General features: G+C 69.2%; 30 protein-coding genes. 4 read left to right on the top strand and 26 right to left on the bottom strand.

Annotated elements, in window-relative coordinates; translation table 11 throughout:
• Positions 1-2: 2 nt before the first annotated feature.
• The 19 genes from rplE to rfbB all read right to left on the bottom strand — a co-directional run bounded on the left by rplE (position 3) and on the right by rfbB (position 12538).
• Positions 3-572: a 50S ribosomal protein L5 gene (rplE, locus tag OU787_RS12480; protein ID WP_030457412.1), complete on the bottom strand. Its 570-nt coding sequence runs from the start codon at positions 570-572 to the stop codon at positions 3-5.
• Positions 572-883: a 50S ribosomal protein L24 gene (gene rplX, locus OU787_RS12485; RefSeq protein ID WP_030457413.1), complete on the bottom strand. Its 312-nt coding sequence runs from the start codon at positions 881-883 to the stop codon at positions 572-574. The genes rplE and rplX overlap by 1 nt, the downstream gene beginning before the upstream one ends.
• A 15-nt stretch (positions 884-898) precedes the next feature.
• On the bottom strand, positions 899-1270 hold the full coding sequence (rplN, locus tag OU787_RS12490; RefSeq protein ID WP_030300391.1) for a 50S ribosomal protein L14: 372 nt from the start codon (positions 1268-1270) through the stop codon (positions 899-901).
• Positions 1271-1371: 101 nt separating this feature from the next.
• Positions 1372-1644: a 30S ribosomal protein S17 gene (gene rpsQ, locus OU787_RS12495; protein ID WP_014136278.1), complete on the bottom strand. Its 273-nt coding sequence runs from the start codon at positions 1642-1644 to the stop codon at positions 1372-1374.
• Positions 1644-1868 (bottom strand): 50S ribosomal protein L29, encoded by a 225-nt coding sequence (rpmC, locus tag OU787_RS12500; protein WP_030457414.1) that lies wholly within the window; start codon positions 1866-1868, stop codon positions 1644-1646. The genes rpsQ and rpmC overlap by 1 nt, the downstream gene beginning before the upstream one ends.
• A complete protein-coding gene (gene rplP / locus OU787_RS12505) occupies positions 1868-2287 on the bottom strand; it encodes a 50S ribosomal protein L16 (RefSeq protein ID WP_030457415.1) in 420 nt (139 codons plus the stop codon). The genes rpmC and rplP overlap by 1 nt, the downstream gene beginning before the upstream one ends.
• A 5-nt stretch (positions 2288-2292) precedes the next feature.
• Positions 2293-3129, bottom strand: a complete 837-nt coding sequence (gene rpsC, locus OU787_RS12510; protein WP_030457416.1) for a 30S ribosomal protein S3 — start codon at positions 3127-3129, stop codon at positions 2293-2295.
• On the bottom strand, positions 3129-3476 hold the full coding sequence (rplV, locus tag OU787_RS12515) for a 50S ribosomal protein L22 (RefSeq protein WP_030457417.1): 348 nt from the start codon (positions 3474-3476) through the stop codon (positions 3129-3131). The genes rpsC and rplV overlap by 1 nt, the downstream gene beginning before the upstream one ends.
• A gap of 61 nt (positions 3477-3537) precedes the next feature.
• Positions 3538-3819 carry a 30S ribosomal protein S19 gene (gene rpsS, locus OU787_RS12520; RefSeq protein WP_014136283.1) on the bottom strand — a complete coding sequence of 94 codons (282 nt, stop codon included), beginning with the start codon at positions 3817-3819 and terminating at the stop codon, positions 3538-3540.
• 11 nt (positions 3820-3830) lie between these two features.
• Positions 3831-4667, bottom strand: a complete 837-nt coding sequence (gene rplB / locus OU787_RS12525; protein WP_030457418.1) for a 50S ribosomal protein L2 — start codon at positions 4665-4667, stop codon at positions 3831-3833.
• Between the two features lie 45 nt (positions 4668-4712).
• On the bottom strand, positions 4713-5030 hold the full coding sequence (gene rplW, locus OU787_RS12530) for a 50S ribosomal protein L23 (protein WP_030457419.1): 318 nt from the start codon (positions 5028-5030) through the stop codon (positions 4713-4715).
• Positions 5030-5707: a 50S ribosomal protein L4 gene (rplD, locus tag OU787_RS12535; RefSeq protein WP_014136286.1), complete on the bottom strand. Its 678-nt coding sequence runs from the start codon at positions 5705-5707 to the stop codon at positions 5030-5032. The genes rplW and rplD overlap by 1 nt, the downstream gene beginning before the upstream one ends.
• A gap of 5 nt (positions 5708-5712) precedes the next feature.
• Entirely contained in the window at positions 5713-6360 is a 648-nt protein-coding gene (gene rplC, locus OU787_RS12540; RefSeq protein WP_014136287.1) for a 50S ribosomal protein L3, read from the bottom strand.
• A 14-nt stretch (positions 6361-6374) separates the two neighbouring features.
• The gene (gene rpsJ / locus OU787_RS12545; protein ID WP_012785157.1) at positions 6375-6683 is read right to left on the bottom strand and encodes a 30S ribosomal protein S10; all 309 of its coding nucleotides are present in this window, start codon (positions 6681-6683) and stop codon (positions 6375-6377) included.
• Between the two features lie 431 nt (positions 6684-7114).
• A complete protein-coding gene (locus OU787_RS12550; RefSeq protein WP_268659363.1) occupies positions 7115-8932 on the bottom strand; it encodes a hypothetical protein in 1818 nt (605 codons plus the stop codon).
• Positions 8933-8945: 13 nt separating this feature from the next.
• On the bottom strand, positions 8946-9722 hold the full coding sequence (locus OU787_RS12555) for a glycosyltransferase family 2 protein (protein ID WP_268659364.1): 777 nt from the start codon (positions 9720-9722) through the stop codon (positions 8946-8948).
• Complete coding sequence (locus tag OU787_RS12560) at positions 9719-10117, bottom strand: DUF2304 domain-containing protein (RefSeq protein WP_268659365.1); 399 nt, start codon at positions 10115-10117, stop codon at positions 9719-9721. Before OU787_RS12560 ends, OU787_RS12555 begins: the two co-directional genes overlap by 4 nt.
• 79 nt (positions 10118-10196) lie before the next feature.
• Positions 10197-11537, bottom strand: coding sequence for a hypothetical protein (locus OU787_RS12565; RefSeq protein WP_051816408.1), 1341 nt, complete (start codon positions 11535-11537; stop codon positions 10197-10199).
• Between the two features lie 23 nt (positions 11538-11560).
• Complete coding sequence (gene rfbB, locus OU787_RS12570) at positions 11561-12538, bottom strand: dTDP-glucose 4,6-dehydratase (protein ID WP_030457424.1); 978 nt, start codon at positions 12536-12538, stop codon at positions 11561-11563.
• A gap of 81 nt (positions 12539-12619) precedes the next feature.
• On the opposite strand from rfbB, the gene rfbA reads away from it, so the two are divergent.
• The 4 genes from rfbA to OU787_RS12590 all read left to right on the top strand — a co-directional run bounded on the left by rfbA (position 12620) and on the right by OU787_RS12590 (position 16101).
• On the top strand, positions 12620-13495 hold the full coding sequence (rfbA, locus tag OU787_RS12575; RefSeq protein ID WP_030457425.1) for a glucose-1-phosphate thymidylyltransferase RfbA: 876 nt from the start codon (positions 12620-12622) through the stop codon (positions 13493-13495).
• Entirely contained in the window at positions 13492-14091 is a 600-nt protein-coding gene (rfbC, locus tag OU787_RS12580; RefSeq protein WP_030457426.1) for a dTDP-4-dehydrorhamnose 3,5-epimerase, read from the top strand. Before rfbA ends, rfbC begins: the two co-directional genes overlap by 4 nt.
• A gap of 122 nt (positions 14092-14213) precedes the next feature.
• Positions 14214-15113 (top strand): glycosyltransferase family 2 protein, encoded by a 900-nt coding sequence (locus tag OU787_RS12585; protein ID WP_030457427.1) that lies wholly within the window; start codon positions 14214-14216, stop codon positions 15111-15113.
• A gap of 31 nt (positions 15114-15144) precedes the next feature.
• A complete protein-coding gene (locus tag OU787_RS12590) occupies positions 15145-16101 on the top strand; it encodes an NAD-dependent epimerase/dehydratase family protein (RefSeq protein WP_268659366.1) in 957 nt (318 codons plus the stop codon).
• A gap of 64 nt (positions 16102-16165) precedes the next feature.
• Here OU787_RS12590 and OU787_RS12595 read toward each other — a convergent pair whose 3' ends face one another.
• The 7 genes from OU787_RS12595 to OU787_RS12625 all read right to left on the bottom strand — a co-directional run bounded on the left by OU787_RS12595 (position 16166) and on the right by OU787_RS12625 (position 24495).
• Positions 16166-17752, bottom strand: a complete 1587-nt coding sequence (locus OU787_RS12595; RefSeq protein WP_268659367.1) for a glycosyltransferase family 39 protein — start codon at positions 17750-17752, stop codon at positions 16166-16168.
• 76 nt (positions 17753-17828) lie between these two features.
• Complete coding sequence (locus tag OU787_RS12600; protein ID WP_268659368.1) at positions 17829-19031, bottom strand: acyltransferase family protein; 1203 nt, start codon at positions 19029-19031, stop codon at positions 17829-17831.
• 194 nt (positions 19032-19225) lie between these two features.
• Positions 19226-20419: an elongation factor Tu gene (gene tuf / locus OU787_RS12605; protein WP_030457430.1), complete on the bottom strand. Its 1194-nt coding sequence runs from the start codon at positions 20417-20419 to the stop codon at positions 19226-19228.
• 207 nt (positions 20420-20626) lie between these two features.
• Entirely contained in the window at positions 20627-22732 is a 2106-nt protein-coding gene (gene fusA / locus OU787_RS12610) for an elongation factor G (protein WP_030457431.1), read from the bottom strand.
• 39 nt (positions 22733-22771) lie between these two features.
• Entirely contained in the window at positions 22772-23242 is a 471-nt protein-coding gene (gene rpsG, locus OU787_RS12615; protein WP_030457432.1) for a 30S ribosomal protein S7, read from the bottom strand.
• 2 nt (positions 23243-23244) lie between these two features.
• Positions 23245-23616: a 30S ribosomal protein S12 gene (gene rpsL / locus OU787_RS12620; RefSeq protein WP_014144289.1), complete on the bottom strand. Its 372-nt coding sequence runs from the start codon at positions 23614-23616 to the stop codon at positions 23245-23247.
• A 291-nt stretch (positions 23617-23907) separates the two neighbouring features.
• Positions 23908-24495 (bottom strand): DUF1707 and DUF4190 domain-containing protein, encoded by a 588-nt coding sequence (locus OU787_RS12625; protein ID WP_268659369.1) that lies wholly within the window; start codon positions 24493-24495, stop codon positions 23908-23910.
• Between the last annotated feature and the right edge of the window lie 24 nt (positions 24496-24519).

The following is a 24519-nucleotide window of genomic DNA, read 5'->3' on the forward strand; positions in this document are numbered from 1 at the left end:
GCTCACGCCTCCTTGAACGGGAAGCCCAGAGCGCGCAGCAGCGCCCGGCCCTCATCGTCGGTCTGAGCGGTGGTCACGACGGTGATGTCCATACCGCGCTGACGGTCGACCTTGTCCTGGTCGATCTCGTGGAACATGACCTGCTCGGTCAGACCGAAGGTGTAGTTGCCACGGCCGTCGAACTGCTTGGGCGAGAGGCCGCGGAAGTCACGGATACGCGGCAGCGCCAGCGACACCAGACGGTCCACGAACTCCCACATGCGGTCACCACGGAGGGTGACGTGGGCACCGATCGGCTGGCCCTCGCGCAGCTTGAACTGCGCGATGGACTTGCGGGCCTTGGTGACGGCCGGCTTCTGACCGGTGATCGCGGTCAGGTCCTTGATGGCACCCTCGATCAGCTTGCTGTCACGGGCGGCCTCACCGACACCCATGTTGACCACGACCTTGACCAGGCCGGGGATCAGCATGACGTTCTCGTACGAGAACTGCTCGTGCAGCTGACCCTTGACCTCGGAGAGGTACTTCTCCTTGAGGCGGGGGGTCACCTTCTCAACAGTCGTCTCAGACATCAGATGTCCTCACCGGTCCGCTTGGCAACGCGGATCTTGTTGCCCTGGTCGTCAAAGCGGTAGCCGACGCGGGTGACGACCTTCTTGCCGTCCTTCTCCACGACCAGCTGGACGTTGGAGACGTGCACCGGGGCCTCGACGGTCACGATGCCACCCTGCGTGCCGGGGCCCGGCTTGGTGTGCTTCTTGACCCGGTTGACACCCTCGACCAGGACCTTGTTGTCAGCGGGGATGGCCTGGATGACCTTGCCCTGCTTGCCCTTGTCCTTGCCGGTGATGACCTGGACCAGGTCACCCTTCTTGATCTTCATGCTGTTCGCCATGGGTTAGAGCACCTCCGGCGCCAGCGAGATGATCTTCATGAACTTCTTGTCGCGCAGCTCGCGGCCCACCGGGCCGAAGATGCGGGTACCGCGGGGGTCGCCATCGGTGTTCTTGAGAACCACGGCGGCGTTCTCGTCGAAGCGGATGTACGAACCGTCCGGACGGCGGCGCTCCTTGACGGTGCGAACGACGACGCACTTGACGACGTCGCCCTTCTTCACCGAACCGCCGGGGATCGCGTCCTTGACGGTGGCGACGATGACGTCCCCGATACCGGCGTAGCGGCGACCGGAGCCACCGAGAACGCGGATGCAGAGAATCTCCTTGGCACCCGTGTTGTCGGCGACGCGCAGTCGCGACTCCTGCTGGATCACAGCTTTCTCCTGATCGTCAACAAGTGTTGACGGGCCGGCCGCTGCTCACACCCGCGCCCCTGGGGCCCGGTGCACATACGGCCGTACCGCGAACAACCTTGTTACTTGGCCTTCTCGAGGATCTCGACGACGCGCCAGCGCTTCGTCGCGGACAGCGGCCGGGTCTCCATCAGGAGGACACGGTCGCCGACACCGCACGCGTTCTGCTCGTCGTGCGCCTTCAGCTTGTTGGTACGGCGGATGACCTTGCCGTACAGCGCGTGCTTGACGCGGTCCTCGACGGCGACGACGACGGTCTTGTCCATCTTGTCGCTGACGACGAGACCCTCACGGGTCTTGCGGAAACCGCGCGTCTCGTTGGTGTTCTCAGTCATCAGGCGTTCTCCACCGTCTCGATGCCCAGCTCGCGCTCGCGCATCAGGGTGTAGATCCGCGCGATGTCCTTACGGACCAGCCGGAGCCGTCCGTGGTTGTCGAGCTGCCCGGTCGCCGCCTGGAAGCGGAGGTTGAACAGCTCCTCCTTGGCCTCGCGGAGCTTGGCAACGAGGGCCTCGTTGTCCAGTTCCCGAAGCTCAGCAGCCTTGGTAGCGGCCGACATCAGCTCTCACCGTCCTCGCGCCGAACGATCCGGCACTTCATCGGAAGCTTGTGCGCGGCACGCGTGAGCGCCTCGCGGGCAATCTTCTCGTTCGGGTACGACAGTTCGAACATGACCCGACCCGGGTGCACGTTCGCGATCCACCACTCCGGCGAACCCTTACCGGAACCCATGCGGGTCTCGGCCGGCTTCTTGGTGAGCGGGCGGTCCGGGTAGATGTTGATCCAGACCTTGCCGCCACGACGGATGTGACGGGTGATCGCGATACGAGCGGACTCGATCTGACGGTTCGTCACGTAGGCCGGGGTCACGGCCTGGATGCCGAACTGGCCGAACGCCAGCTCGGTGCCACCCTTGGCAGCGCCGCGGCGCTTCGGGTGGTGCTGCTTGCGGTGCTTGACCCGACGGGGGATCAGCATTGCGGTCAGGCCTCCGTTCCGGTGTTCTCGGCAGCCGGAGCCTCGACCGCGGCCTGGGCCGCGGGGGCCTCGGCAGCAGCGGCGGGACGACGGCCGCGGCCGCCGCGCTCGCCACCACGGCCACCGCGCTCGCCACCGCGGGCGGGACGACCGCCCTCGGGACGGGCCGGGCGGTTGCCGGAGCGGGCGGCGGCGTTCTCAGCGCGGACCTCGGCGATGTTCTTGACGTCGCCCTTGTAGATCCAGACCTTCACGCCGATGCGGCCGAAGGTGGTCTTGGCCTCGAAGAAGCCGTAGTCGACGTTCGCGCGCAGGGTGTGCAGCGGCACACGGCCCTCGCGGTAGAACTCCGAACGGCTCATCTCGGCGCCGCCGAGACGACCGGAGCACTGGACCTTGATGCCCTTGGCGCCGGCCTTCATGGTCGACTGCATGCTCTTGCGCATGGCGCGACGGAAGGAGACGCGGGAGGACAGCTGCTCCGCGACGCCCTGGGCCACGAGCTGGGCGTCCATCTCGGGGTTGCGGACCTCGAGGATGTTCAGCTGGACCTGCTTGCCGGTCAGCTTCTCCAGCTTGCCGCGGATCTTGTCGGCCTCCGTGCCACGGCGGCCGATCACGATGCCCGGACGAGCGGTGTGGATGTCCACGCGGACGCGGTCACGGGTGCGCTCGATCTCCACCTTCGAGATGCCGGCGCGCTCCATGCCCTGCGTCATGAGACGCCGGATGGCGACGTCTTCCTTGACGTAGTCCTTGTACAGCTTGTCGGCGTACCAACGGGACTTGAAGTCCGTGCTGATGCCGAGGCGGAACCCGTGCGGGTTAACCTTCTGGCCCATTACCGGGTCCCTTCCTTGCTGCTGACGACCACGGTGATGTGGCTGGTCCGCTTGCGGATCCGGTAGGCACGGCCCTGGGCGCGCGGACGGAACCGCTTCAGGGTCGGACCCTCGTCAACGTACGCCTCGGAGATGTAGAGGTCGTCCACGTTGGAGTGGTTGTAGTTGTGCGCGGCGTTGGCGATGGCGCTGTTGAGCACCTTGCCGACCGGCACGGTGGCGGCCTGCGGAGCGAAACGCAGGACCGCCTGGGCCTCCGTGGCCTGCAGGCCACGGATGAGGTCCACCACGCGGCGGGCCTTCATGGGCGTGACGCGGATGTACCGCGCCTGGGCCCTGGCTTCCATGGTTGTCCCCTTAATGGAGTAAGTCACTTTGTCGTTCTGGCGCTACAGCTCGCGGAAGCGATTAGCGACGCTTCGACTTGCGGTCTTCCTTCACGTGCCCCTTGAAGGTGCGCGTGGGAGCGAACTCGCCGAGCTTGTGGCCGACCATCGACTCGGTGACGAACACCGGGACGTGCTTGCGGCCATCGTGAACCGCGATCGTGTGGCCCAGCATGGCCGGGGAGATCACGGAACGACGGGACCAGGTCTTGATGACGTTCTGCGTGCCCGCCTCGTTCTGCACGTCCACCTTCTTCTGAAGGTGGTCGTCGATGAAGGGGCCCTTCTTGAGACTGCGCGGCATCTGACCTGCTCCTAGCGCTTCTTGTTGGTCTTGCGGCGGCGCACGATGAGGGAGTCCGACGCCTTGTTCGGGCGACGGGTGCGGCCCTCGGGCTTGCCCCACGGCGAGACCGGGTGGCGACCACCGGAGGTCTTACCCTCACCACCACCGTGCGGGTGGTCGATCGGGTTCATGGCCACACCACGCACGGTCGGGCGGACGCCCTTCCAGCGCATACGGCCGGCCTTGCCCCAGTTGATGTTCGACTGCTCGGCGTTGCCGACCTCGCCGACGGTCGCGCGGCAGCGCGCGTCCACCAGGCGGATCTCACCGGAGGGCATGCGCAGGTGCGCCATGCGGCCCTCACGGGCGAGCAGCTGAATGCCGGAACCCGCGGAACGGGCCAGCTTGGCGCCACCGCCGGGACGGAGCTCCACCGCGTGGATGGTGGTACCGACCGGGATGTTGCGCAGCGGCAGGTTGTTGCCCGGCTTGATGTCGGCGCCAGCGCCGTTCTCGATCCGGTCACCCTGCGCGACGCCGCGGGGGGCGATGATGTAGCGCTTCTCGCCGTCCGCGTAGTGCAGGAGCGCGATGCGCGCGGTGCGGTTCGGGTCGTACTCGATGTGAGCGACCTTGGCCGGCACGCCGTCCTTGTCGTGACGACGGAAGTCGATCAGACGGTAGGCGCGCTTGTGACCGCCACCCTGGTGGCGAGCGGTGACACGACCGGCGTTGTTACGGCCGCCCTTGCTGTGCAGCGGGCGAACCAGCGACTTCTCCGGCGTGGACCGCGTGATTTCGACGAAGTCGGCCACGCTGGAGCCGCGACGGCCCGGCGTAGTCGGCTTGTACTTGCGGATACCCATTTCTGTCCTCGTCCTTTACGACGATCGCAGTCCCTGACCCGAGGGTCAGGCGACCGGACCACCGAAGATGTCGATGCGGTTGCCCTCGGCCAGCGTCACGATCGCGCGCTTGGTGTCCTTGCGCTTGCCGAAACCGGTGCGGGAGCGCTTGCGCTTGCCCTGGCGGTTCAGCGTGTTCACGGCCTCGACCTTGACCGAGAAGACCGACTCGACGGCCTGCTTGATCTGGGTCTTGTTGGCACCGGGAGCCACGACGAACGTGTACTTGTTCTCGTCGAGGAGCGAGTAGCTCTTCTCCGAGATGACCGGCTTGATCAGGACGTCACGGGGGTCCGTGAACGTCTTGGAGGTGATCTCGCTCATCAGGCGGCAGTCCCTTCGAGCTCGCCCTCAGCAGCAACGGCCTTGGCGGACGCGGCCGGACCGGCCACGAAACGCTCGAAGGCGGCCTGGGTGAAGACCACATCGTCGGAGACGAGCACGTCGTAGGTGTTCAGCTGGCCGGCGTCCAGGATGTGCACGTTCGGCAGGTTGCGAGCGGACAGGATGCCCAGCTCGTCCTCGCGCTCGACCACCAGGAGGAGGTTCTTGCGCTCGGAGATCTTGCCGAACAGGACCTTGGCGGCCTTGGTCGACGGAGCCTCGGTCGCGGTCACGCCGGTGACGACGTGGATGCGCTCGTGACGAGCCCGGTCGGTGAGCGCGCTGCGCAGGGCGGCGGCGATCATCTTCTTCGGGGTGCGCTGCGAGTAGTCGCGCGGCACGGGACCGTGCACGACGCCACCACCGGCGAACTGCGGGGCGCGGGTCGAGCCCTGGCGGGCGCGGCCGGTGCCCTTCTGGCGGTACGGCTTCTTGCCGCCACCGCGGACCTCGCCACGACGCTTGACCTTGTGGGTGCCCTGGCGAGCCGCGGCGAGCTGCGCCACGACGACCTGGTGCATCAGCGGGACGCTGACCTTGGCGTCGAAGATCTCGGCGGGCAGCTCCAGGCTGCCGGCCTTGTCGCCGGCCGGCGACAGGATGTCAATGGTGCTCATATCCTTCACAGCCCCTTCGCCGCGGTGCGGACGAGGACGAGGCCGCCGTTCGGACCCGGGATCGCGCCCTTGATGAGCAGCAGACCCTTCTCCGCGTCGACCGCGTGCACGGTCAGGTTCTGGGTGGTCACGCGCTCGTGGCCCATCCGACCCGCCATGCGCATGCCCTTGAACACACGACCCGGGGTGGCGCAGCCACCGATGGAGCCGGGCGAACGGTGCTTGCGCTGGGTGCCGTGACCGGCGCCGAGGCCCTTGAAGTTGTGACGCTTCATGACACCGGCGAAGCCCTTGCCCTTGGAGGTGCCGGTCACGTCGACCTTGACACCCGCCTCGAACAGCTCGGCGGTGATCTCCTGGCCCAGGGTGTACTCGGACGCGTCCGCGGTACGGAGCTCGACCAGGTGGCGGCGGGGGGTGACACCGGCCTTGGCGAAGTGGCCCTGGAGGGGCTTGTTCACCTTGCGGGGGTCGATCTCGCCGAAGCCGATCTGGACGGCGTCGTAGCCGGCCGGGCTGTCGGCGGTGTGGACCTGGGTCACGACATTCGGCCCGGCCTTGACGACGGTCACCGGGACGACCCGGTTGTTCTCGTCCCAGACCTGGGTCATGCCGAGCTTCTCGCCCAGGATGCCCTTAATCTGCTTAGCCATCTTCGGTGCGCCTCTCAGAGCTTGATCTCGATGTCGACGCCCGCCGGCAGGTCGAGACGCATCAGCGAGTCAACCGTCTTCGGCGTGGGGTCGAGGATGTCGATCAGACGCTTGTGAGTGCGCATCTCGAAGTGCTCGCGCGAGTCCTTGTACTTGTGCGGCGAGCGGATGACGCAGTAAACGTTCTTCTCAGTGGGCAGCGGCACCGGGCCCGCGACCTGCGCACCAGTCCGGATCACCGTCTCGACGATCTTCTTCGCCGAGGAGTCGATGACCTCGTGGTCGTAGGCCTTGAGCCGGATGCGGATCTTCTGTCCCGCCATGGCTACTTCGTAGTCCTTTGTGTCGTACGTCGCTGCACGACTCCCCCTCCGACCCCCGCGCTCGGGCGTGTCGCCCTCGCGCTTGCAAAAAACCGGCGAAACATCTCGTCGGTTTCGAACTTCTGGGAGTTGGGGTGAGCCGGGCCGGTACCCCGCACACGCTTCCCGGAAGATTCCCGTACTTTCGCCCCGCAGCTGCCGCGGTGTCGCTTACACACCACTGCACCCACACACAGCACGTGGGCACATGAACGGCCATTCACGGGAACGACGAGTACATGGGACTCGCTTCCGGTCCTCCCGGCGGGAGGCGCGCAGCATCGGTACTCAACCGAGCAACCCGGACATCCTGCCACAGGAGGAGCGCGATACGCCAATCGGCCCCCCGGACGCGCGAGCGTCCGGGGGGCCGACCGGTGGAGCGGCGGTCCTCAGCCCTTGCGCCAGAGCACGTAGCCCTTGTCCTGGTGCGCCACCGCCACGTGCCAGTCGGCGGGGTGGTTCGGCCAGCTCTGATCGGCGGGCTTGGCCGTGTCCCACAGACAGACCACCACCGCGGTCGCCTCAGCCGGGACCTGGTCCTTGCCCGAGAGCACGTCGCGCGTCATGACCTTGCCGTCCAGCACGGTGAACGCCAGGGTCATCTGGGTCTCCCAGCGGAAACCCGAGTCCATCACCAGCTTCTCCCCCGGCTTGATCCCGGCCTGCTTGAGGAACCCGGTCGCGTCGCCGTACCGGGACCGGGTGTTCGGCTTGACCACGTTCTCGGTGATGCTGTAGGTGGCCCACCCTCCGAAGGCCAGCAACAGCACGCCGACCGCCCCGCTCGCCAGCACAGCCCGGCGGCCGGTGCGGGCCGGCACCCGGATCAGCAGCACGACGGCCAGCACCAGCAGGGCGACCACGGTGGTCCGCCAGGCGTGGAAGGACCACCAGCTGCCGCCGGTGAGGGTGGACAGGAAGGTCACGTCCGGCAGGCCCCACAGGATGAAGTAGGACTTCTTCCAGACGCCGCCCGCCAGGTGCAGCAGCAGCAGGGTCTGCGCCCCGACCAGCACCACCGTCACGCCGCCCAGCAGGGCCAGCCGCTTCCACGGCAGGCGGAGGATCAGCACCAGGCCGACCAGGAAGAACACCGGGACCAGCAGCGAGAGGTAGCGGGCGTAGACGATGGTGTCGATCCGGCCGTCCTCCGGCAGGGCTGCCGCCGCCGCCAGCGCCACGCCGCACATCAGCGAGACCATCAGGAAGGCGCAGACCCGGTTCGCCTTCGACTGGCCCCGGGTGAACACCACCACGACGCAGGCCAGCGCGACCATCGCGCCGATGCCCCAGGTGGAGGTGGCGAAGTACCAGAGGTGCCCGACCGTGCGCATCACCGTGCGGTCCAGCAGTTCGCTGTTCTCCAGGTTCTCCACCAGGACGTTGCCGACCTGGCTGGGGTGCGCGTTGGCGATGTGCGACACCAGCCACTGCGTCATGACCTGCTTGGCGAAGAACAGCGCCACGATCGCGCCCAGCCCGGTCGCGGTGGCGATCCGCGGGGCCCAACCGAACACCAGCACCACCAGCAGCACCAGGCCGGTGAGCACGACCACCACGCTGCCGCGGTCGTGCACCAGCATCATGTAGCCCGCGGCGCCGCCGGTCAGCAGGCCGAACAGGACCCGGCGCCGCCGGGTCCCGTCGGAGAGCAGTCCGTGCATGCCGATCAGCCAGGCCAGCACCAGCGCCGGCAGCGGGGTGTCGGCCATCGCGTACTGCGCGTAGAACACCGCCGGCGGCAGCAGCGCCGCGGCGAAGGCGAACAGGTACGACAGGCCACGCGGTACCTGCAGTCGACGCGCCGCCCAGTAGCCGAGCGGCAGCACCAGGGCGCTGATCAGGGCGTTTGTCACCATGATCAGGTGGTACGCCTGCACCGGACCGTCCGCCAGCCGCATCGCGGGCGCGAGCAGCAGTGGATAGCCGCCCGGGATGACCTCGTTGCCGGGGATCTCGGTGGTCGGCAGTCCGGCCAGCACCCGGGCGATCACCAGGTACATCGGCTCGTCCGGGAGGACCACCGGGAAGTTCTGACCGCGGTCGAGCCACAGCCGGAAGAACACCTGGGCCAGGTAACCGGTGACCAACGACACGGGAAGCACCCAACGGGCGCCCCAGCGTCCTGTCGGGCGCTCCCCGGCGCCGGTCTCGACGTCGTGTTCGGAGCCGAGGGAGGAGCCCGGCTCGGGTGTGACCTCAGTCATCGCCGTCCCACTCTCAGTTCTGGCCGACGAGTCGGTTCCGTGACTTCCGTGAACCACGTCCCGGGGCCAGGGCCTTGAGGTGCTTGGGCATCCGGCGGATCATCGCCAGCAGCAGGACCAGGCCGGCCCGGCCCAGGTAGACGGTGGCCTTGATCGGCGAGGCACTGGGGGTGCCGGTGGTCCGCTCGCGCATGGCGACCGGCACCTGGCGCACGACGAAGCCGCAGCGGGCGGCGCCGACCATGCTCTCGATGGTGTCGCCGAGGTACTCCACCGGGTACCACTGCGCGAAGAACTCGATCAGCTGCTTGTTCGAGGCGCGGAAGCCGGAGGTGGTGTCGGTCAGCTTGGTGCGGGTGATCCGGGAGAGCACCACGGACAGCAGGCTCATCGCCCACTTGCGGGGGCCGCGCACCGTGTAGTCGCCCTGGCCGGCGAAGCGGGCGCCGATCACCAGGTCGGCCTCCTTGAGCTTCTCCAGCATCACCGGGACGTACGCCGGGTCGTGCTGGCCGTCGGAGTCGACCTGGATGGCGACGTCGTAGCCGTGCAGGAAGGCGTACCGGTAGCCCAGCCGCATCGCGCCGCCGACGCCGAGGTTGTACGGGAGTTGGGCGACCGGGGAGCCGAACTCCGCGGCGACCGCGGAGGTGCGGTCGGTGGAGCCGTCGTCGACCACCAGGGTGTCCACGCCCGGGAGGGTCGTGCGGATCTCCTTGAGGACACCGGGGAGGCCGTCCTGCTCGTTCCAGGCGGGCAGGATGATGAGGACGCGCTTGCCGTCGATCATGAGTACACCTCGGTGTCGTCGGCGGTCTCCGCCTTGTTCTGCTTGCTGACCGGGTACCCGTGGTGCTCGACCAGGTGGGAGCGCAGCAGCGCGACCTCCTCGGCAAGGCTGCGGGTCTCGGCCTCCAGGCGGCTGGCCTCCCAGCTCAGGTGCAGGCAGACCAGCAGGACCAGGACGAAGCCCGCGAAGAGCACCAGGCTGACGCCGGACGCGATGCCGAGGTGGCCCGCGGTGGAGTCCAGCAGGTCGGGGAAGAAGCCGAGCGGGGCCACCGCGATGCCGATGGCCAGCCAGATCACCGCGTACTTCTCCCGCAGCTGCTGACGCCGCAGCAGCTCGAGGATGTACAGCAGCACCAGTACACCGGTGATGGAGGTGATGATCGTTAGTCGCACGACAAGATTCGCCTTTCAGCGGCGGTGGGCGCGGCGGTCGCAGCACGTTCTCCGTCGTGCCGTGCGAAACGTCCGACGCCTACCGCGCATAACGGTCCGAGGTACCGGGTACGGCCGGTGCGGGGTGCCGTTCGTCGGCCGCCCGGTCGGCTGCTGGGCGCCGGCCGTGGGACAGCGAACGAACCAGCGACCACAGCATGCCAGCAGCGCTGATCGCGGCACCAGCCAGGTAGCCGAATTCTGCCCGCGGCGCGACCTGCCCGGGCAACAGCGTCACGGCCGCCAGGACAATGGTGCCCGCCAGCCAGGAGAACAGCTGCTGCCGGTGCCGGCCGACGGAGAGCAGGGCCTGGCCGAACACCGTGGCCAGCATGAAGAACAGCGTGCCCAGGACCAGCCAGAGGAAGTCCGCGCGGTCCAGCACCGGGGCCGCGTTGAAGGCCAACCGGATCAGGTCGGGCCCGAGCAGGACGGTCGGGAGGCCGGCCAGCGCGCACATCGCGGCCACGATCCCCCCCGTCCGGGTGAGGGTGCGCCGGAACTCCGCGTGGTCGCCCACCGCGGCCGCGCCGGAGAGCGCGGAGACCAGCGAGGCCTGGATCGCGGCGTAGGCGAACAGCGGAACCCGGGCCAGCACCACGGCGTTCAGCAGGGCGGAGACCAGGTCGTTGTCGTGCGGTGCGAGCAGCTTCACGCTGACCACCGCGGCGTTGACCATCAGCTGGGACAGCAGGGTCGAGCCGGTCAGCATGCCGACCCCGCGGACCACCGCGGGCCAGCTCGGCGCCGGGCCGCCGCGGCGGTCGGCCAGCACGCCGCGCAGGCCGATCACCGAGGCGGCCAGCGGCGCGGCCACCAGGATCAGGCTGAAGGCGACCGCCGAGTGCAGGCCGACCAGCGGGAGCAGCGCGGCCAGCAGGATCCGCAGGCCGCCGTCGACGGCGAGCTGCCGACCGTAGGGCTTGAACCGGCCGAGGCCGGCCAGGACGCCGCGGACCACCGAGCTGACGGCCAGTCCGACCATCGCGCCGGCCAGGCCGACCACCAGTCCGAGGTCGCCGGAGAACAGCGCGTCGGCGATCGGCCGGGCGGCGGCGGCGATCACCGCGAGCACCAGGGCCAGCACGGCCCCGGTGAACACCAGGACCCGGCGGGCGGCGGCCAGCGGCCCCTGGCCGACCGCGTCGCGGGTGGAGACCAGCCGGTTGAGCTCCAGCTCGACCGGGGTGAACAGCCCGTAGCCGACGGACATAACCACGGTCCACAGCACCGAGATCCCCGCCACCTGGCTCTTGTCCAGGCTGTAGCCGGCCAGGGCCAGGTAGATGTACGAGGACGCGCCGAGGACGACGGTGCCCCCGGCGACCAGCCGGACGCCGGGGGGCAGCGCGCCGAGCAGCTTGCCGATCGGGTTGCTCACGGGAACGGTTCCCTCTCCGCGGCTCAGCCCTGGAGACCGGTGCGGGCCTTGAGCGGCTCCCACCAGTCGCGGTTGTCGCGGTACCAGGCGAGGGTGGCGGCCAGGCCGTCCTCGAAGCGGACCTGCGGGGCGTAGCCCAGCTCCTCGCTGATCTTGCTGATGTCCAGCGAGTAGCGCAGGTCGTGGCCCTTGCGGTCGGCGACCCGCTCGACCCGGTCCCAGTCGGCGCCGGCCGCTTCCAGCAGCAGGCCGGTGAGCTCCTTGTTGGTCAGCTCGGTGCCGCCGCCGATGTTGTAGACCTCGCCGGCCCGGCCCTTGTTCATGGCCAGTTCGATGCCGCGGCAGTGGTCGGAGACGTGCAGCCAGTCGCGGATGTTGCCGCCGTCGCCGTACAGCGGGACCTTCCGGCCGTCCAGCAGGTTGGTGGTGAACAGCGGGATGACCTTCTCCGGGAACTGGTAGTGCCCGTAGTTGTTGGAGCAGCGGGTGACCACCACGTCCATGCCGTGGGTGCGGTGGTAGGCCAGCGCCAGCAGGTCGGAGGCGGCTTTGGAGGCCGAGTACGGGGAGTTCGGGACCAGCGGCCAGGTCTCGGTCCAGGAGCCCTCGGAGATCGAGCCGTACACCTCGTCGGTGGAGACGTGCACGAAGCGGCCGACGCCGTGCTTGCGGGCGGCGTCCAGCAGGACCTGGGTGCCCAGCACGTTGGTGGTGACGAACGGGCCGGCGCCCTCGATGGAGCGGTCGACGTGCGACTCGGCGGCGAAGTGCACCACCACGTCGTGGCCGGCCATCGCGGCGTCGACGGCCTCCGGGTCGCAGATATCGGCCTTCACGAAGGCGTAGCCCGCGTGGCCCGCGACCGGGGCGAGGTTGGCCTCGACGCCCGAGTAGGTGAGCTTGTCGAGGACGGTGATCTGGGCGGCCGGATCCGCGCCGAGGAGCTGGCGGACGAACTCCGAACCGATGAAGCCGGCTCCGCCGGTCACGAGGATGCGCATAGTGGCGGCAGTCTACCCGCCGGGCCCCGGGCCCCCGCCCTCGGTCTCCCCCGCCCCCGCCGGGCCCCGTAAGCTGCCCGCATGCGTGGAATCCTCCTGGCAGGCGGCACCGGCTCGCGGCTCTGGCCGCTGACCCGGGCCGTCTCGAAGCAGCTGCTGCCGGTCTTCGACAAGCCCATGATCTACTACCCGCTCTCCACCCTGGTGATGGCGGGCATCCGCGAGGTCCTGATCATCACCACCCCGCAGGACCGGGACCAGTTCGAGCGGCTGCTCGGCGACGGCTCGCAGTTCGGCCTGCGGCTGGAGTACGCGGTGCAGGAGAAGCCCGAGGGCATCGCCCAGGCCTTCGTGCTGGGCGCGGACTTCATCGGCGACGAGTCGGTGGCGCTGATCCTCGGGGACAACATCTTCCACGGCTCCGGGCTGGGCACCCGGCTCGCCCAGCACACCTCGCCCGAGGGCGGCCGGGTCTTCGCCTACCCGGTGGCCGACCCGACCGCGTACGGCGTGGTGGAGTTCGCCGAGGACGGGCGGGTGCTGTCCATCGAGGAGAAGCCGGCGAAGCCGAAGTCCCGCTACGCGGTGCCCGGCCTGTACTTCTACGACAACCAGGTGGTCGGGATAGCGGCGGAGCTGGAGCCCAGCGCCCGCGGCGAGCTGGAGATCACCTCGGTCAACGAGGAGTACCTGCGGCGCGGCCAGCTCCACGTCACCACGCTGGACCGGGGCACCGCCTGGCTGGACACCGGCACCTTCGTGTCGATGGTGCAGGCCTCCGAGTTCGTCCGGGTCATCGAGGAGCGCCAGGGCTTCAAGATCGGCTGCCTGGAGGAGACCGCCTGGCGGGCCGGACTGATCGACGACGCGCAGCTGCGCGCCCTGGCCGAACCGCTCACCAAGAGCGGGTACGGCGAGTACCTGCTGGCCCTGCTGGACGAGGAGAACCCCCGGTGAAGTTCCGCGAGCTGTCGATCCCCGGCGCCTTCGAGGTCACCCCGCAGCAGTTCGGCGACCCGCGCGGCCTGTTCATGGAGTGGTACCGCTTCGACAAGCTGTCCGAGGTGGTCGGGCACCCGCTGCGCCTCGCCCAGGGCAACCTGTCGGTCTCCGCGAAGGGCGTGGTGCGCGGTGTGCACTTCGCCGACGTACCGCCCGGCCAGGCCAAGTACGTCAGCTGCGTGCGCGGCGCGGTGCTGGACGTGGTCGTCGACCTGCGGGTCGGCTCCCCCGCGTTCGGGAAGTGGGAGTTCGTCCGGCTCGACGACGCCGACCGCCGCTCGGTGTACATCCCCGAGGGCCTGGGCCACGGCTTCTGCGCGCTGACCGACGACGCGACGCTGTCATACGTCTGCTCGGAGACCTACAACCCGACCGGCGAGCACGGCGTGCACCCGCTCGACCCGGAGCTCGGCATCGAGTGGCCGGTGGAGGACCCGCAGCTGTCCGCGAAGGACGCCGAGGCGCCCACGCTGGCCGAGGCGCTCGCCTCCGGCCTGCTGCCCGAGTACGACAAGTGCCAGGAGTTCTACCGGAGTCTGCGGCAGGACTGAGCCGTCCCGGAGCCGCCCGCGCGCCCCGCCGCCGACCCGTTCGGCCACGGGGCGCGCACGTATGATGGGCCCGCCGCCGGGCCCCCGGGCCCTCCCACCCACCTCAGCGGATGTGCCCCGACATGACCACGCTCGATGTGCTGCTCCCCTACTACGGCAATGTCGCCCTGATGCAGGAGGCGGTACGGAGCGTCCTGGCCCAGACCGACCGGGACTGGCGCCTGACCGTCGTCGACGACGGCAAGGAGCCGGGCGTCCCGGAGTGGTTCGAGCAGCTCGGCGACCCGCGGGTGCGGTACTTCCGCAACGAGCAGAACCTCGGCGTGACCGGCAACTACCGCAAGTGCCTGGGGCTGGCCGAGCACGAGTACCTGGTGTTCATGGGCACCGACGACGTGATGCTGCCGAACTACGTCGCCAACGTCCGGACCTCGATCGAGGCCTTCCCCGGCGTGGCGATGATCCAGCCCGGCGTCGAGGTGATCGACGGCGACGGCAAGCCCGCCAGCTCGCTGGCCGACGAGGCCAAGCGGCGGCTGTACGCGCCCCGGCGCACCGGCCGGTACACGATGGGCGGCGAGGAGCTGGCGGTCAGCCTGCTGAAGGGCAACTGGCTGTACTTCCCGTCGATCTGCTGGCGCACCGACGCGGTCAAGGGCACCGGCTTCCGGGACAACCTGGAGATCATCCAGGACCTGGCGCTGGTGATCGACCTGCTGCAGGCCGGCGAGGAGATGGCCATCGACGACGTGCGCAGCTTCCAGTACCGCCGGCACCTGTCGGTCTCCGCCACCTCGGCGTTCTCCGGGCACCGCTTCGCCGAGGCGCACCGCTACTTCCTGGACGCCGCCGACCGGCTGGACGCGCAGGGCTGGCACCGCGCCGCGAAGGCGTCCCGGCTGCACATCTCGGCCCGCATCCACGCGCTGACCCTGGTGCCCGGGGCACTCAGGGCCAAGCAGTGGAAGGGCGCGAAGTCGCTGCTGAAGAACGCCGCGGCCGGCTCCGGCCGCGGCCGCTGAAGTCCCCCGTCCCCTAGGAGAGTTGCGCGCCATGTCCGTTCCCCCCTCCGCTCCCGCCCGGGTGGCCGTCCTCGGCGGCACCGGGTTCATCGGCCGGGTGCTGTGCGCCCGGCTGGCCGAGCGCGGCCACCAGGTGCTCACCCTGGCCCGGACGGTGCCCGCCGACCCGCCGGCCGGACGCTTCGCCTCCGTGGACCTGTCCGCCACCGCCCCCGCCGAGCTGGCCGCGCTGCTGGACCGGGAGGGCGTCGACGCCGTGGTCAACGCGGCCGGCGGCATGTGGGGCCTGACCGACGAGCAGATGCACGAGGCCAACGTGGTGCTGGTCGACCGACTGGTCGAGGCGGTCGCCGCGATGGCCCGCCCGGCCCGGCTGGTGCACCTGGGCACCGTGCACGAGTACGGCATGGCCCCGATCGGCACCAGCCGGCGCGAGGACGACGCGCCGGCGCCGGTGATGGAGTACGGCAAGCTGAAGCTGGCCGCCACCGAGACGATCACCCGGGCGGTCGCGGACGGCCGGATCGACGCCGTGACGCTGCGGCTGGGCAACGTGGTCGGCGCCGGCCAGCCCGGGCACAGCCTGCTCGGCGTGATGGCCGCGAAGCTGGACGAGGCCCGGCTGGCCGGGCGCACCGCGCAGCTGTCGCTGCAGCCGCTGACCGCGCAGCGCGACTTCGTCGACCTGGCCGACACCGTGGACGCGGTGCTGGCCGCGATCGGCACGCGCACCACCGTCCCGGTGATCAACGTCGGCACCGGCCGGGCCACCGCCGCCCGGGTCCTGGTGGAGCTGCTGATCGAGGCCAGCGGGGTGCCCACCGAGATCACCGAGGTGCCCGCCCCCGACGGCACCGGCCCGGAGACGGAGTGGCAGCAGATGGACGTCTCGCTGGCCCGCGAGCAGCTCGGCTGGGCTCCCACCCGGACCCTGGCCGACGGCGTCGCCGACCTGTGGCGGGCCCGCACCGCTCCGCCGGTCGGCTGACACCGGGCTGCGGAGAGCCGGAGGGGCCGGAGCACCGAAGCGCTCCGGCCCCTCCGGCTCTCCGTTACTGCGCCTTGACCACCAGGGTGACGGTCATGTCGGCGAGCCGGTGGACCTCTGCCACCCGGTACGCGCCGGTGATGGCGTCCACCTGCGCCTGCGGGATGGTCGGGAACGGATTGGACTGGTCCACTCCGAGCGTGACGACCCACAGCCGCGGCTCCGGGCCGAGGCACTTGGCCGGCTCCGGGCAGGACACCGACCAGATGTCGTTCCGCGCGACGGCGCTCTGCTGGACGAAGACGTCCCGCATCTTCATCGAGCGCGGCAGCTCGTAGCCGACGCCGTAGTTCACCGACCGCCAGTCCAGCGGGTCGTGCAGGTAGACCACGCCGTCGCCGGGCCGGTAGCCCTTCTCCAGCACCGCGGCCGCGCCGCGGAAGTCGACCGTGTGGGTCGACAGCCCGTACGGCGGGAGGGCCGGGTAGGTGAACCAGTCGTGCGACCCGACCGTCCGCATGAACCGCTGGTCGGGCAGGGCGAGCAGTGCGATCACCGCCAGCACCAGGGCGCCGAGCGCCCTGGGCCGCAGTGCCGCGATCCCCGCGCCCGCCAGGACCACGAAGGGCGCCACGGTGAACAGGACGTACCGGGCCAGCCAGTACGAGGACTGGCCCTCCATCGAGAAGACCCACACCGCGAACAACGGCAGCAGGCCGAGCAGGGCGAACTCCAGCGCGGGCAGCCTGCCGCCGCGCCAGGCCAGCGGCAGCGCCGCGCACGCCAGGACGGCGACGCTCACCGCCGTCCCGGCGAACAGGCCCGGCCACATGGCCGGCAGGTCGTGCAGGGTCGGCTTCTGCAGCCAGCCGATCTGGCGCCCGGCCTGGGCCTGTCCCAGCCGGACGACCGGCAGCGTGCACAGGACGCCGACCAGGACGGCCGGGGCGAAGCCGAGCAGCAGGCGGAGGCTCCGCCGGCCAGCGCACCGCAGCAGCACCACCGCAGCGTGCCCGCTGAGGAAGGTCAGCGAGACCACGTGCAGCACCCCGGCACCGGCCACGAACGGCACGTAGGCCAGCCAGCACCAGACCGTCGGCCGTTCCAGGGCCCGCAGCAGGGCCCAGGTGGCCCCGGCGACGCAGAACATCACCAACGCGTACGAGCGGACGTCGTGGGCGTACCGGGTGACCGACGGGACGAGGCAGAACAGCAGGCCGGAGGCGAGCGCCGCCGCGTTGCCGAACCGGAGCCGGGCGGAGAGCGCGACGAAGGCCGTCGCGCCGGTCATCGCCAGGATGCCGGGGCCGCGCAGGCTGTACAGCGAGTCGCCGAACAGTTCGGTCCAGACGTGCAGCAGCAGGTAGTAGGCGGCGTGCACGCCGTCCACGTTCTGCACCGTGTCGATGATCCGGCCCATCGAGCGGGTGGACATCTCCCAGCTGATCAGCTCGTCCTGCCCCATCTCCGGCCTGCCCGCCCGGAAGGTGGTGATCAGCAGGGCCGCCAGGGTGGGCCACACCCAGATGTGCCGGACCGCCCACCGGTAGGCGGCCGGGGAGCGCATGCCGGTGCCGCCCGCCGCCTCGGACGCCGCCGGAGCTCTCCGATGGACGGCGGCGTCAGGGGTCTCCGCTTCGGAGCGTGGCATCAAGGTCTTCCTGTCGGGCTGGGAGTCCAGTGGTGGAGGAGCGCCTGCGGTCCGTTCCGGGCGCGGGTACCGGGGATCAGCTCCCGGTCTTCGCCGGGTTCTCGTCGGAGAGCCGGCGGAGCGTCTTCATCGAGCTGTCCAGGTGCTTCTTCAGCACCCCGGACACCGGGCGCTCGACCAGGCGGTGGATCAGCCAGGCGGCAGCCAGCATCGAGACGAGCGCGACGCCCAGTGCGGCGCGGACGCCGAGGCCGTTCGACAGGCTGAGGTGGATGACCGTCCAGCCGACTTCCTGGTGGATCAGGTAGAGCGGGTAGGTCAGCGCGCCCGCCACCGTCAGCCACTTCCAGTTCGCCCAGTTGAACATGCCCAGGGCGGCGGCCAGGACCGCGGCGAAGGCCAGCGTCATGCCGAGCGCGATCGCGTTCCAGGAGAGGTGGTAGCCGAGGACGTTCTCGTACACCGCCTTGATCGAGACGATCTGGGAGAGCGCCAGCAGCCAGCAGAAGCCGACGATGCCCCAGAGCAGAAGGTTCTGGCCGTACCGGTACATCAGGAACATGGCGATGCCGGCGATGAAGAAGGGCGCCTGGTCGGGCATCGCCAGGGTGGTCAGCAGCGGGATCTGGGCGGGCACGGACAACGCGCCGGCCACCGCCCAGATGCCGCAGAAGGCGATCACCCGACGGTAGGTCAGGCCCATCGCCACGACCACGGCGAAGAGCAGGTAGAAGCGCATCTCGGCCCAGAGCGTCCAGTACACGCCGTCGACGTGCCGGACGCCGAAGGGTTCCTGAAGCATGGTCAGGTTGATCAGGATGCGCTTGAGGTCCAGCCCCTCGGCAGCCCCCAGCCGGGCGTACCCGGTGAGGCCCAGCACCACCGCGCTGGTCAGCGCGATGCCCGCCCAGTAGGCGGGGTAGAGCCGGACCACCCGGGAGACGAAGAAGTCGCCCGGCCGCTTGCCCCAGCAGCTCATGCAGATGACGAAGCCGCTGATGACGAAGAACAGTTCGACGCCGAGCCAACCGTAGGAGGCCAGGTGGTTCACCGTCGGGATGACCTGCCGCGGGGTCTTCCCCTGCCACACGTTGCCGATGCCGACGTACGCCGTCCAGTGGAAGGACAGCACGCTCAGGGCGGCGACGAGGCGCATCCCGTCGAGCGCGTAGAGCCGGGGACGGCGGACCCGTCCGTCGGCGGCCGCCCCGGCCCGGTCCGGGTTCCGGGCGCCGTGCGGGGAGGGCGATGGCTGCGTGAGAGCGGGAGCGTCAGTCATGCGGGAGAGCTTTCACGAGGCGGGCCTCACGCCCGGAATGATCCTCGCGGGGGGCGCAAGGACGGAGGGCGGTCAGTCTATCCGGCACCCCCGGGGCTGTTCGAAGGCAGGGATGCCGAAAAGGGGCCCCCGACACCTCGCGGTGTCGGGGGCCCCTTCGCTGCCTGTGGTACGGGCAGGCCCTAGATCGGCAATTACTTGACGATCTTGGTGACCTGGCCGGCGCCGACGGTGCGGCCACCCTCACGGATGGCGAACTTCAGGCCCTCCTCCATGGCGACGGGCTGGATCAGCGCGACGGTCATGGCGGTGTTGTCGCCCGGCATGACCATCTCGGTGCCCTCGGGGAGGGTCACGACGCCGGTCACGTCCGTGGTGCGGAAGTAGAACTGCGGGCGGTAGTTGTTGAAGAAGGGGGTGTGACGGCCACCCTCGTCCTTCGACAGGATGTAGGCCTGGGCCTCGAAGTCGGTGTGCGGGGTGACCGAACCCGGCTTGATGATGACCTGGCCGCGCTCGACGTCCTCGCGCTTGATGCCGCGGAGCAGCAGACCGACGTTCTCACCGGCCTGGCCCTCGTCGAGCAGCTTGCGGAACATCTCGATACCGGTGACCGTGGTGGTGGTCTTGGTGGTCTTGATGCCGATGATGTCGACGGTCTCGTTGACCTTGAGGATGCCGCGCTCGATGCGGCCGGTGACGACGGTGCCACGACCGGTGATCGTGAAGACGTCCTCGATCGGCATCAGGAACGGCTGGTCGGTGAGGCGGGCCGGGGTCGGGATGGCCTCGTCGACGGCGTGCATGAGGCCGAGGAGCTTCTCGCCCCACTCCTTGTCGCCCTCGAGCGCCTTCAGCGCCGAGACGCGGACGACCGGCAGGTCGTCGCCCGGGAACTCGTACTCGGAGAGGAGCTCGCGGACCTCGAGCTCGACGAGCTCCAGGATCTCCTCGTCGTCCACCATGTCGGCCTTGTTCAGGGCGACGACGATGTAGGGGACGCCGACCTGGCGGGCCAGGAGGACGTGCTCCTTGGTCTGCGGCATCGGGCCGTCGGTGGCGGCGACGACGAGGATCGCACCGTCCATCTGGGCCGCACCGGTGATCATGTTCTTGATGTAGTCCGCGTGACCCGGGCAGTCGACGTGGGCGTAGTGACGCGCCTCGGTCTGGTACTCGACGTGCGCGATGGAGATGGTGATACCGCGCTGACGCTCCTCCGGCGCCTTGTCGATCTGGTCGAACGGCGTGAAGGGGTTGATGTCCGGGTACGCGTCGTGCAGCACCTTGGTGATGGCCGCGGTCAGCGTGGTCTTACCGTGGTCGATGTGACCGATGGTGCCGATGTTGACGTGGGGCTTCGTCCGCTCGAACTTCGCCTTCGCCACTGCAGTCCTCCTGAGGACAGTTCTGTACGCCGTACGACGTCAGTTGGTCTGGATCGGGTTTTTGGTAACGGGGCGCTGGTGTCGCGCCCCGTAGCCGTCCCGCGGGTGGGGGGTGCCGGAGGGCTCCCGGGCGGAACCCGGACGGGCAAACGTCCGGGTGCCCTCCTTCTAGCCTAAAGGGTCTGATTCATCCCGATTACCGGGACGTCACTCGCCCTTGGCCTTGGCGATGATGTCGTCCGCCACGTTCCGCGGAACCTCGGCGTACGAGTCGAACTGCATCGAGTAGCTTGCGCGACCAGAGGTCTTGCTGCGCAGGTCACCGACGTAGCCGAACATCTCGGAGAGCGGCACCAGCGCCTTGACGACGCGGGCACCGTGACGCTCCTCCATGGCCCGGATCTGGCCACGGCGGGAGTTGATGTCGCCGATCACGTCGCCCATGTAGTCCTCGGGGGTGGTGACCTCGACAGCCATCATCGGCTCCAGCAGAGCCGGCGACGCCTTCTTGGCACCTTCCTTGAACGCCATGGAACCGGCGATCTTGAACGCCAGCTCGGACGAGTCGACGTCGTGCGACGCACCGTCGAGCAGGCTGACGCGGACGCCCTGGAGCGGGTAGCCGGCGAGCACGCCGAACTCCATGGCCTCCTGGCAACCGGCGTCGACCGAGGGGATGTACTCCTTCGGAACGCGGCCACCGGTGACCTTGTTCACGAACTCGTAGCCCTCGCCGGACTCCAGCGGCTCGATCGCGATCTGGATCTTCGCGAACTGGCCGGAACCACCGGTCTGCTTCTTGTGCGTGTAGTCGATGCGCTCGACGGCCTTGCGGATCGTCTCGCGGTACGCGACCTGCGGCTTGCCGACGTTGGCCTCGACCTTGAACTCGCGGCGCATGCGGTCGACCAGCACCTCGAGGTGCAGCTCGCCCATGCCCGCGATGATCGTCTGGCCGGTCTCCTCGTCGGTGTTGACCTGGAAGGACGGGTCCTCCTCGGCCAGGCGCTGGATGGCGACACCCAGCTTCTCCTGGTCGCCCTTGGACTTGGGCTCGATCGCGACGCGGATGACCGGGGCCGGGAAGTCCATGGACTCCAGGATGACCGGGTTCTTCTCGTCGGACAGCGTCTCACCGGTGGTGGTCTGCTTGAGGCCCATCACGGCGATGATGTCGCCGGCGCCCACCGAGTCGATCTCCTCACGCTTGTTCGCGTGCATGCGGTAGATCTTGCCGATGCGCTCCTTCTTGCCCTTGACGGAGTTCAGCACCGAGGTGCCGGACTCCAGGCGGCCGGAGTACACGCGGACGAAGGTGAGCTTGCCCAGGTGCGGGTCCGACATGATCTTGAACGCGAGCGCGGCGAGCGGCTCGTCGTCCGAGGCCTGGCGGACGATCTTCTCTTCCGGGTTGTTCGGCTTGGTGCCCTCGATGCCCTCGATGTCGAGCGGCGACGGCAGGTACTTCACCACCGCGTCGAGCAGGGGCTGGACGCCCTTGTTCTTGAACGCGGAACCACAGAAGATCGGCGTGAAGGACGAGTCGAGCGTGCCCTTGCGGATCGCCGCGACCAGCACGTCCTCGGGGATGTCCTCGCCCTCGAGGGCGAGCTCCATCACCTCGTCGCTGACGTTGGAGACGGTGTCGATCAGGGCCTCGCGGTACTCCGCGGCCTGCTCGGCGAGGTCGGCCGGGATGTCGACGGTGTCGTACATCTCGCCCTTGGGCGCGTCGGCCGAGTAGACCAGCGCCTTCATCTTCACCAGGTCGACGACGCCGGTGAAGTCACCCTCGGCGCCGATCGGCAGCTGCATGACCAGCGGGGTGGCGCCGAGGCGGTCCACGATGGTCTGCACGCAGAAGAAGAAGTTGGCGCCCGTGCGGTCCAGCTTGTTGATGAAGCAGATGCGCGGGACGCCGTAGCGGTCAGCCTGCCGCCACACGGTCTCGGACTGGGGCTCGACACCGGCGACGCCGTCGAACACCGTCACGCCACCGTCGAGGACGCGCAGCGAGCGCTCCACCTCGACGGTGAAGTCGACGTGGCCCGGGGTGTCGATGATGTTGATGGTGTTGTCGACACCGTCGAGGGTCCAGTGGCAGGTCGTCGCGGCCGACGTGATGGTGATGCCGCGCTCCTGCTCCTGCTCCATCCAGTCCATCGTGGCAGCGCCGTCGTGGACCTCACCGATCTTGTACGAGACACCGGTGTAGAACAGGATCCGCTCGGTGGTGGTGGTCTTGCCCGCGTCGATGTGCGCCATGATCCCGATGTTGCGGACCTTGGCGAGGTCAAGGGAGGTTGCAGCCATGGTGGCTCGTTCTCTCTCTGTCTAGTGACGGGGTTCGGACTACCAGCGGTAGTGCGCGAAGGCCTTGTTGGACTCGGCCATCTTGTGGGTGTCCTCGCGACGCTTCACGGAAGCGCCCAGGCCGTTGCTGGCGTCGAGGATCTCGTTGAGCAGACGCTCGGTCATGGTCTTCTCGCGACGGGCGCGGGAGTAGCCGACCAGCCAGCGCAGCGCCAGGGTGTTGGCGCGGCCCGGACGGACCTCGACCGGCACCTGGTAGGTGGCGCCACCGACGCGGCGGGACTTGACCTCGAGGGTCGGCTTGACGTTCTCCAGGGCGCGCTTGAGCGCGACCACCGGGTCGGCGCCGGTCTTCTCGCGGACGCCCTCGAGGGCGCCGTAGACGATCCGCTCGGCGGTGGAGCGCTTGCCGTGCAGCAGGATCTTGTTGACCAGCGAGGTCACCAGGGGGGAGCCGTAGACCGGGTCGATGATGACCGGGCGCTTCGGGGCGGGGCCCTTACGAGGCATTCTTACTTCTCCTTCTTGGCGCCGTAGCGGCTGCGGGCCTGCTTGCGGTTCTTGACACCCTGGGTGTCGAGCGAACCGCGGATGATCTTGTAGCGGACACCAGGAAGGTCCTTCACACGGCCACCGCGGACCAGCACGATGGAGTGCTCCTGCAGGTTGTGGCCCTCGCCCGGAATGTAAGCGGTGACCTCGATCCCGCTGGTGAGGCGCACACGGGCGACCTTGCGGAGAGCCGAGTTCGGCTTCTTCGGGGTGGTCGTGTACACACGCGTGCAGACGCCGCGGCGCTGGGGCGAACCCTTCAGTGCGGGCGTCTTGTTCTTCTCGACCTTGTCCTGCCGGCCCTTTCGGACCAGCTGCTGGATCGTAGGCACCGTTTCTCCGTTTTCTGTGTGCCAAGGCTTGGTGGAACTAACCTGCGGTATGGCCCGCACCCTCCGACCCACGCGGTCGGGTGTGTTGGCCTTCTTCGGGGGAAGAATCGCGGAATCCCATGAGCTGCGCTGCGGCTACGGCACACACCGAGCGGGTGGAGTCTCCGCTGCGGCGGCCGATCTGCTGGCACGCACAAGGACCCGGGCACACCCCAGGCACAAGGTCAGAGCGTACCTAGCGCACAGGCGGCGGTCAAAACAAATGGAGTGCGCCCGGGTGGGCGGTGCGGTTCAACGCGCCGTCACGATCAGAACGGCGAGCAGCATGGCCGCCACCGAGAGCCAGCCCAGGATCAGGCCCAGCACCGCCAGGCCGTCCCCGTCCTCCTTGGTGGTGCGCAGCTGGGCGCGGGCCATGTGTCCGGTGACCACGGCGGAAGTGCCGGCGAGGCCGAGGGCGATGAGGCCGGGCACCCCGGAGATGATGGAGATGAAGCCGGAGACCGGCATCGTCAGGCAGCCGAGCGTCGCGGAGGCCACCGCCAGGCCGTTGTTGCGGGCGGGCGGCGGCGGCAGGAAGGCCGGCATGAACGTCGGCGGCACCACCGGGACGGGCGCGCCGAACGGCTGCACCATCGGCCCGGACGGCAGGTCGGCCACCAGCGCGGCCAACTGCCCGTAGGTGGCGGCCTGGTGGGTCGCGGACATCCGGTGCTCGTACTCGGCCGCGGTCAGCCGGCCCTCGGCGAAGGCGGCCTTCAGCACGTCGATGGTGCGCTCGCGGTCGGAGTTGGCGGCCCGCATCGCGGACTGCGGCGTCGGCGCCGGCTGCCAGGGCTGCTGCCCGTACGGCGCCGGCGGTCCCCATTGTCCTGCCACCGCGGCCTCCTCCCGTTCCCCCTG

It is taken from the genome of Kitasatospora sp. YST-16 (assembly GCF_026802215.1).
In the GTDB taxonomy this organism is placed as follows: Bacteria; Actinomycetota; Actinomycetes; order Streptomycetales; family Streptomycetaceae; genus Kitasatospora; species Kitasatospora cineracea.

Bases quoted from the DNA above. Each gene is read 5' to 3' on its own strand.
- rpsC (WP_030457416.1), bottom strand. From the start codon at position 3,129: ATGGGCCAGAAGGTTAACCCGCACGGGTTCCGCCTCGGCATCAGCACG.
- rpmC (WP_030457414.1), bottom strand. From the start codon at position 1,868: ATGTCGGCCGCTACCAAGGCTGCTGAGCTTCGGGAACTGGACAACGAG.
- rplX (WP_030457413.1), bottom strand. From the start codon at position 883: ATGAAGATCAAGAAGGGTGACCTGGTCCAGGTCATCACCGGCAAGGAC.
- OU787_RS12600 (WP_268659368.1), bottom strand. From the start codon at position 19,031: ATGACTGACGCTCCCGCTCTCACGCAGCCATCGCCCTCCCCGCACGGC.
- OU787_RS12550 (WP_268659363.1), bottom strand. From the start codon at position 8,932: ATGACTGAGGTCACACCCGAGCCGGGCTCCTCCCTCGGCTCCGAACAC.
- rpsJ (WP_012785157.1), bottom strand. From the start codon at position 6,683: ATGGCGGGACAGAAGATCCGCATCCGGCTCAAGGCCTACGACCACGAG.
- OU787_RS12590 (WP_268659366.1), top strand. From the start codon at position 15,145: ATGTCCGTTCCCCCCTCCGCTCCCGCCCGGGTGGCCGTCCTCGGCGGC.
- rpsG (WP_030457432.1), bottom strand. From the start codon at position 23,242: ATGCCTCGTAAGGGCCCCGCCCCGAAGCGCCCGGTCATCATCGACCCG.
- fusA (WP_030457431.1), bottom strand. From the start codon at position 22,732: ATGGCTGCAACCTCCCTTGACCTCGCCAAGGTCCGCAACATCGGGATC.
- rplE (WP_030457412.1), bottom strand. From the start codon at position 572: ATGTCTGAGACGACTGTTGAGAAGGTGACCCCCCGCCTCAAGGAGAAG.
- rplP (WP_030457415.1), bottom strand. From the start codon at position 2,287: ATGCTGATCCCCCGTCGGGTCAAGCACCGCAAGCAGCACCACCCGAAG.
- rplD (WP_014136286.1), bottom strand. From the start codon at position 5,707: ATGAGCACCATTGACATCCTGTCGCCGGCCGGCGACAAGGCCGGCAGC.
- OU787_RS12555 (WP_268659364.1), bottom strand. From the start codon at position 9,722: ATGATCGACGGCAAGCGCGTCCTCATCATCCTGCCCGCCTGGAACGAG.
- OU787_RS12585 (WP_030457427.1), top strand. From the start codon at position 14,214: ATGACCACGCTCGATGTGCTGCTCCCCTACTACGGCAATGTCGCCCTG.
- rplW (WP_030457419.1), bottom strand. From the start codon at position 5,030: ATGAGCGAGATCACCTCCAAGACGTTCACGGACCCCCGTGACGTCCTG.
- rpsS (WP_014136283.1), bottom strand. From the start codon at position 3,819: ATGCCGCGCAGTCTCAAGAAGGGCCCCTTCATCGACGACCACCTTCAG.
- rplV (WP_030457417.1), bottom strand. From the start codon at position 3,476: ATGGAAGCCAGGGCCCAGGCGCGGTACATCCGCGTCACGCCCATGAAG.
- rplB (WP_030457418.1), bottom strand. From the start codon at position 4,667: ATGGGTATCCGCAAGTACAAGCCGACTACGCCGGGCCGTCGCGGCTCC.
- rplC (WP_014136287.1), bottom strand. From the start codon at position 6,360: ATGGCTAAGCAGATTAAGGGCATCCTGGGCGAGAAGCTCGGCATGACC.
- OU787_RS12595 (WP_268659367.1), bottom strand. From the start codon at position 17,752: ATGCCACGCTCCGAAGCGGAGACCCCTGACGCCGCCGTCCATCGGAGA.
- rpsQ (WP_014136278.1), bottom strand. From the start codon at position 1,644: ATGACTGAGAACACCAACGAGACGCGCGGTTTCCGCAAGACCCGTGAG.
- rfbB (WP_030457424.1), bottom strand. From the start codon at position 12,538: ATGCGCATCCTCGTGACCGGCGGAGCCGGCTTCATCGGTTCGGAGTTC.
- rfbA (WP_030457425.1), top strand. From the start codon at position 12,620: ATGCGTGGAATCCTCCTGGCAGGCGGCACCGGCTCGCGGCTCTGGCCG.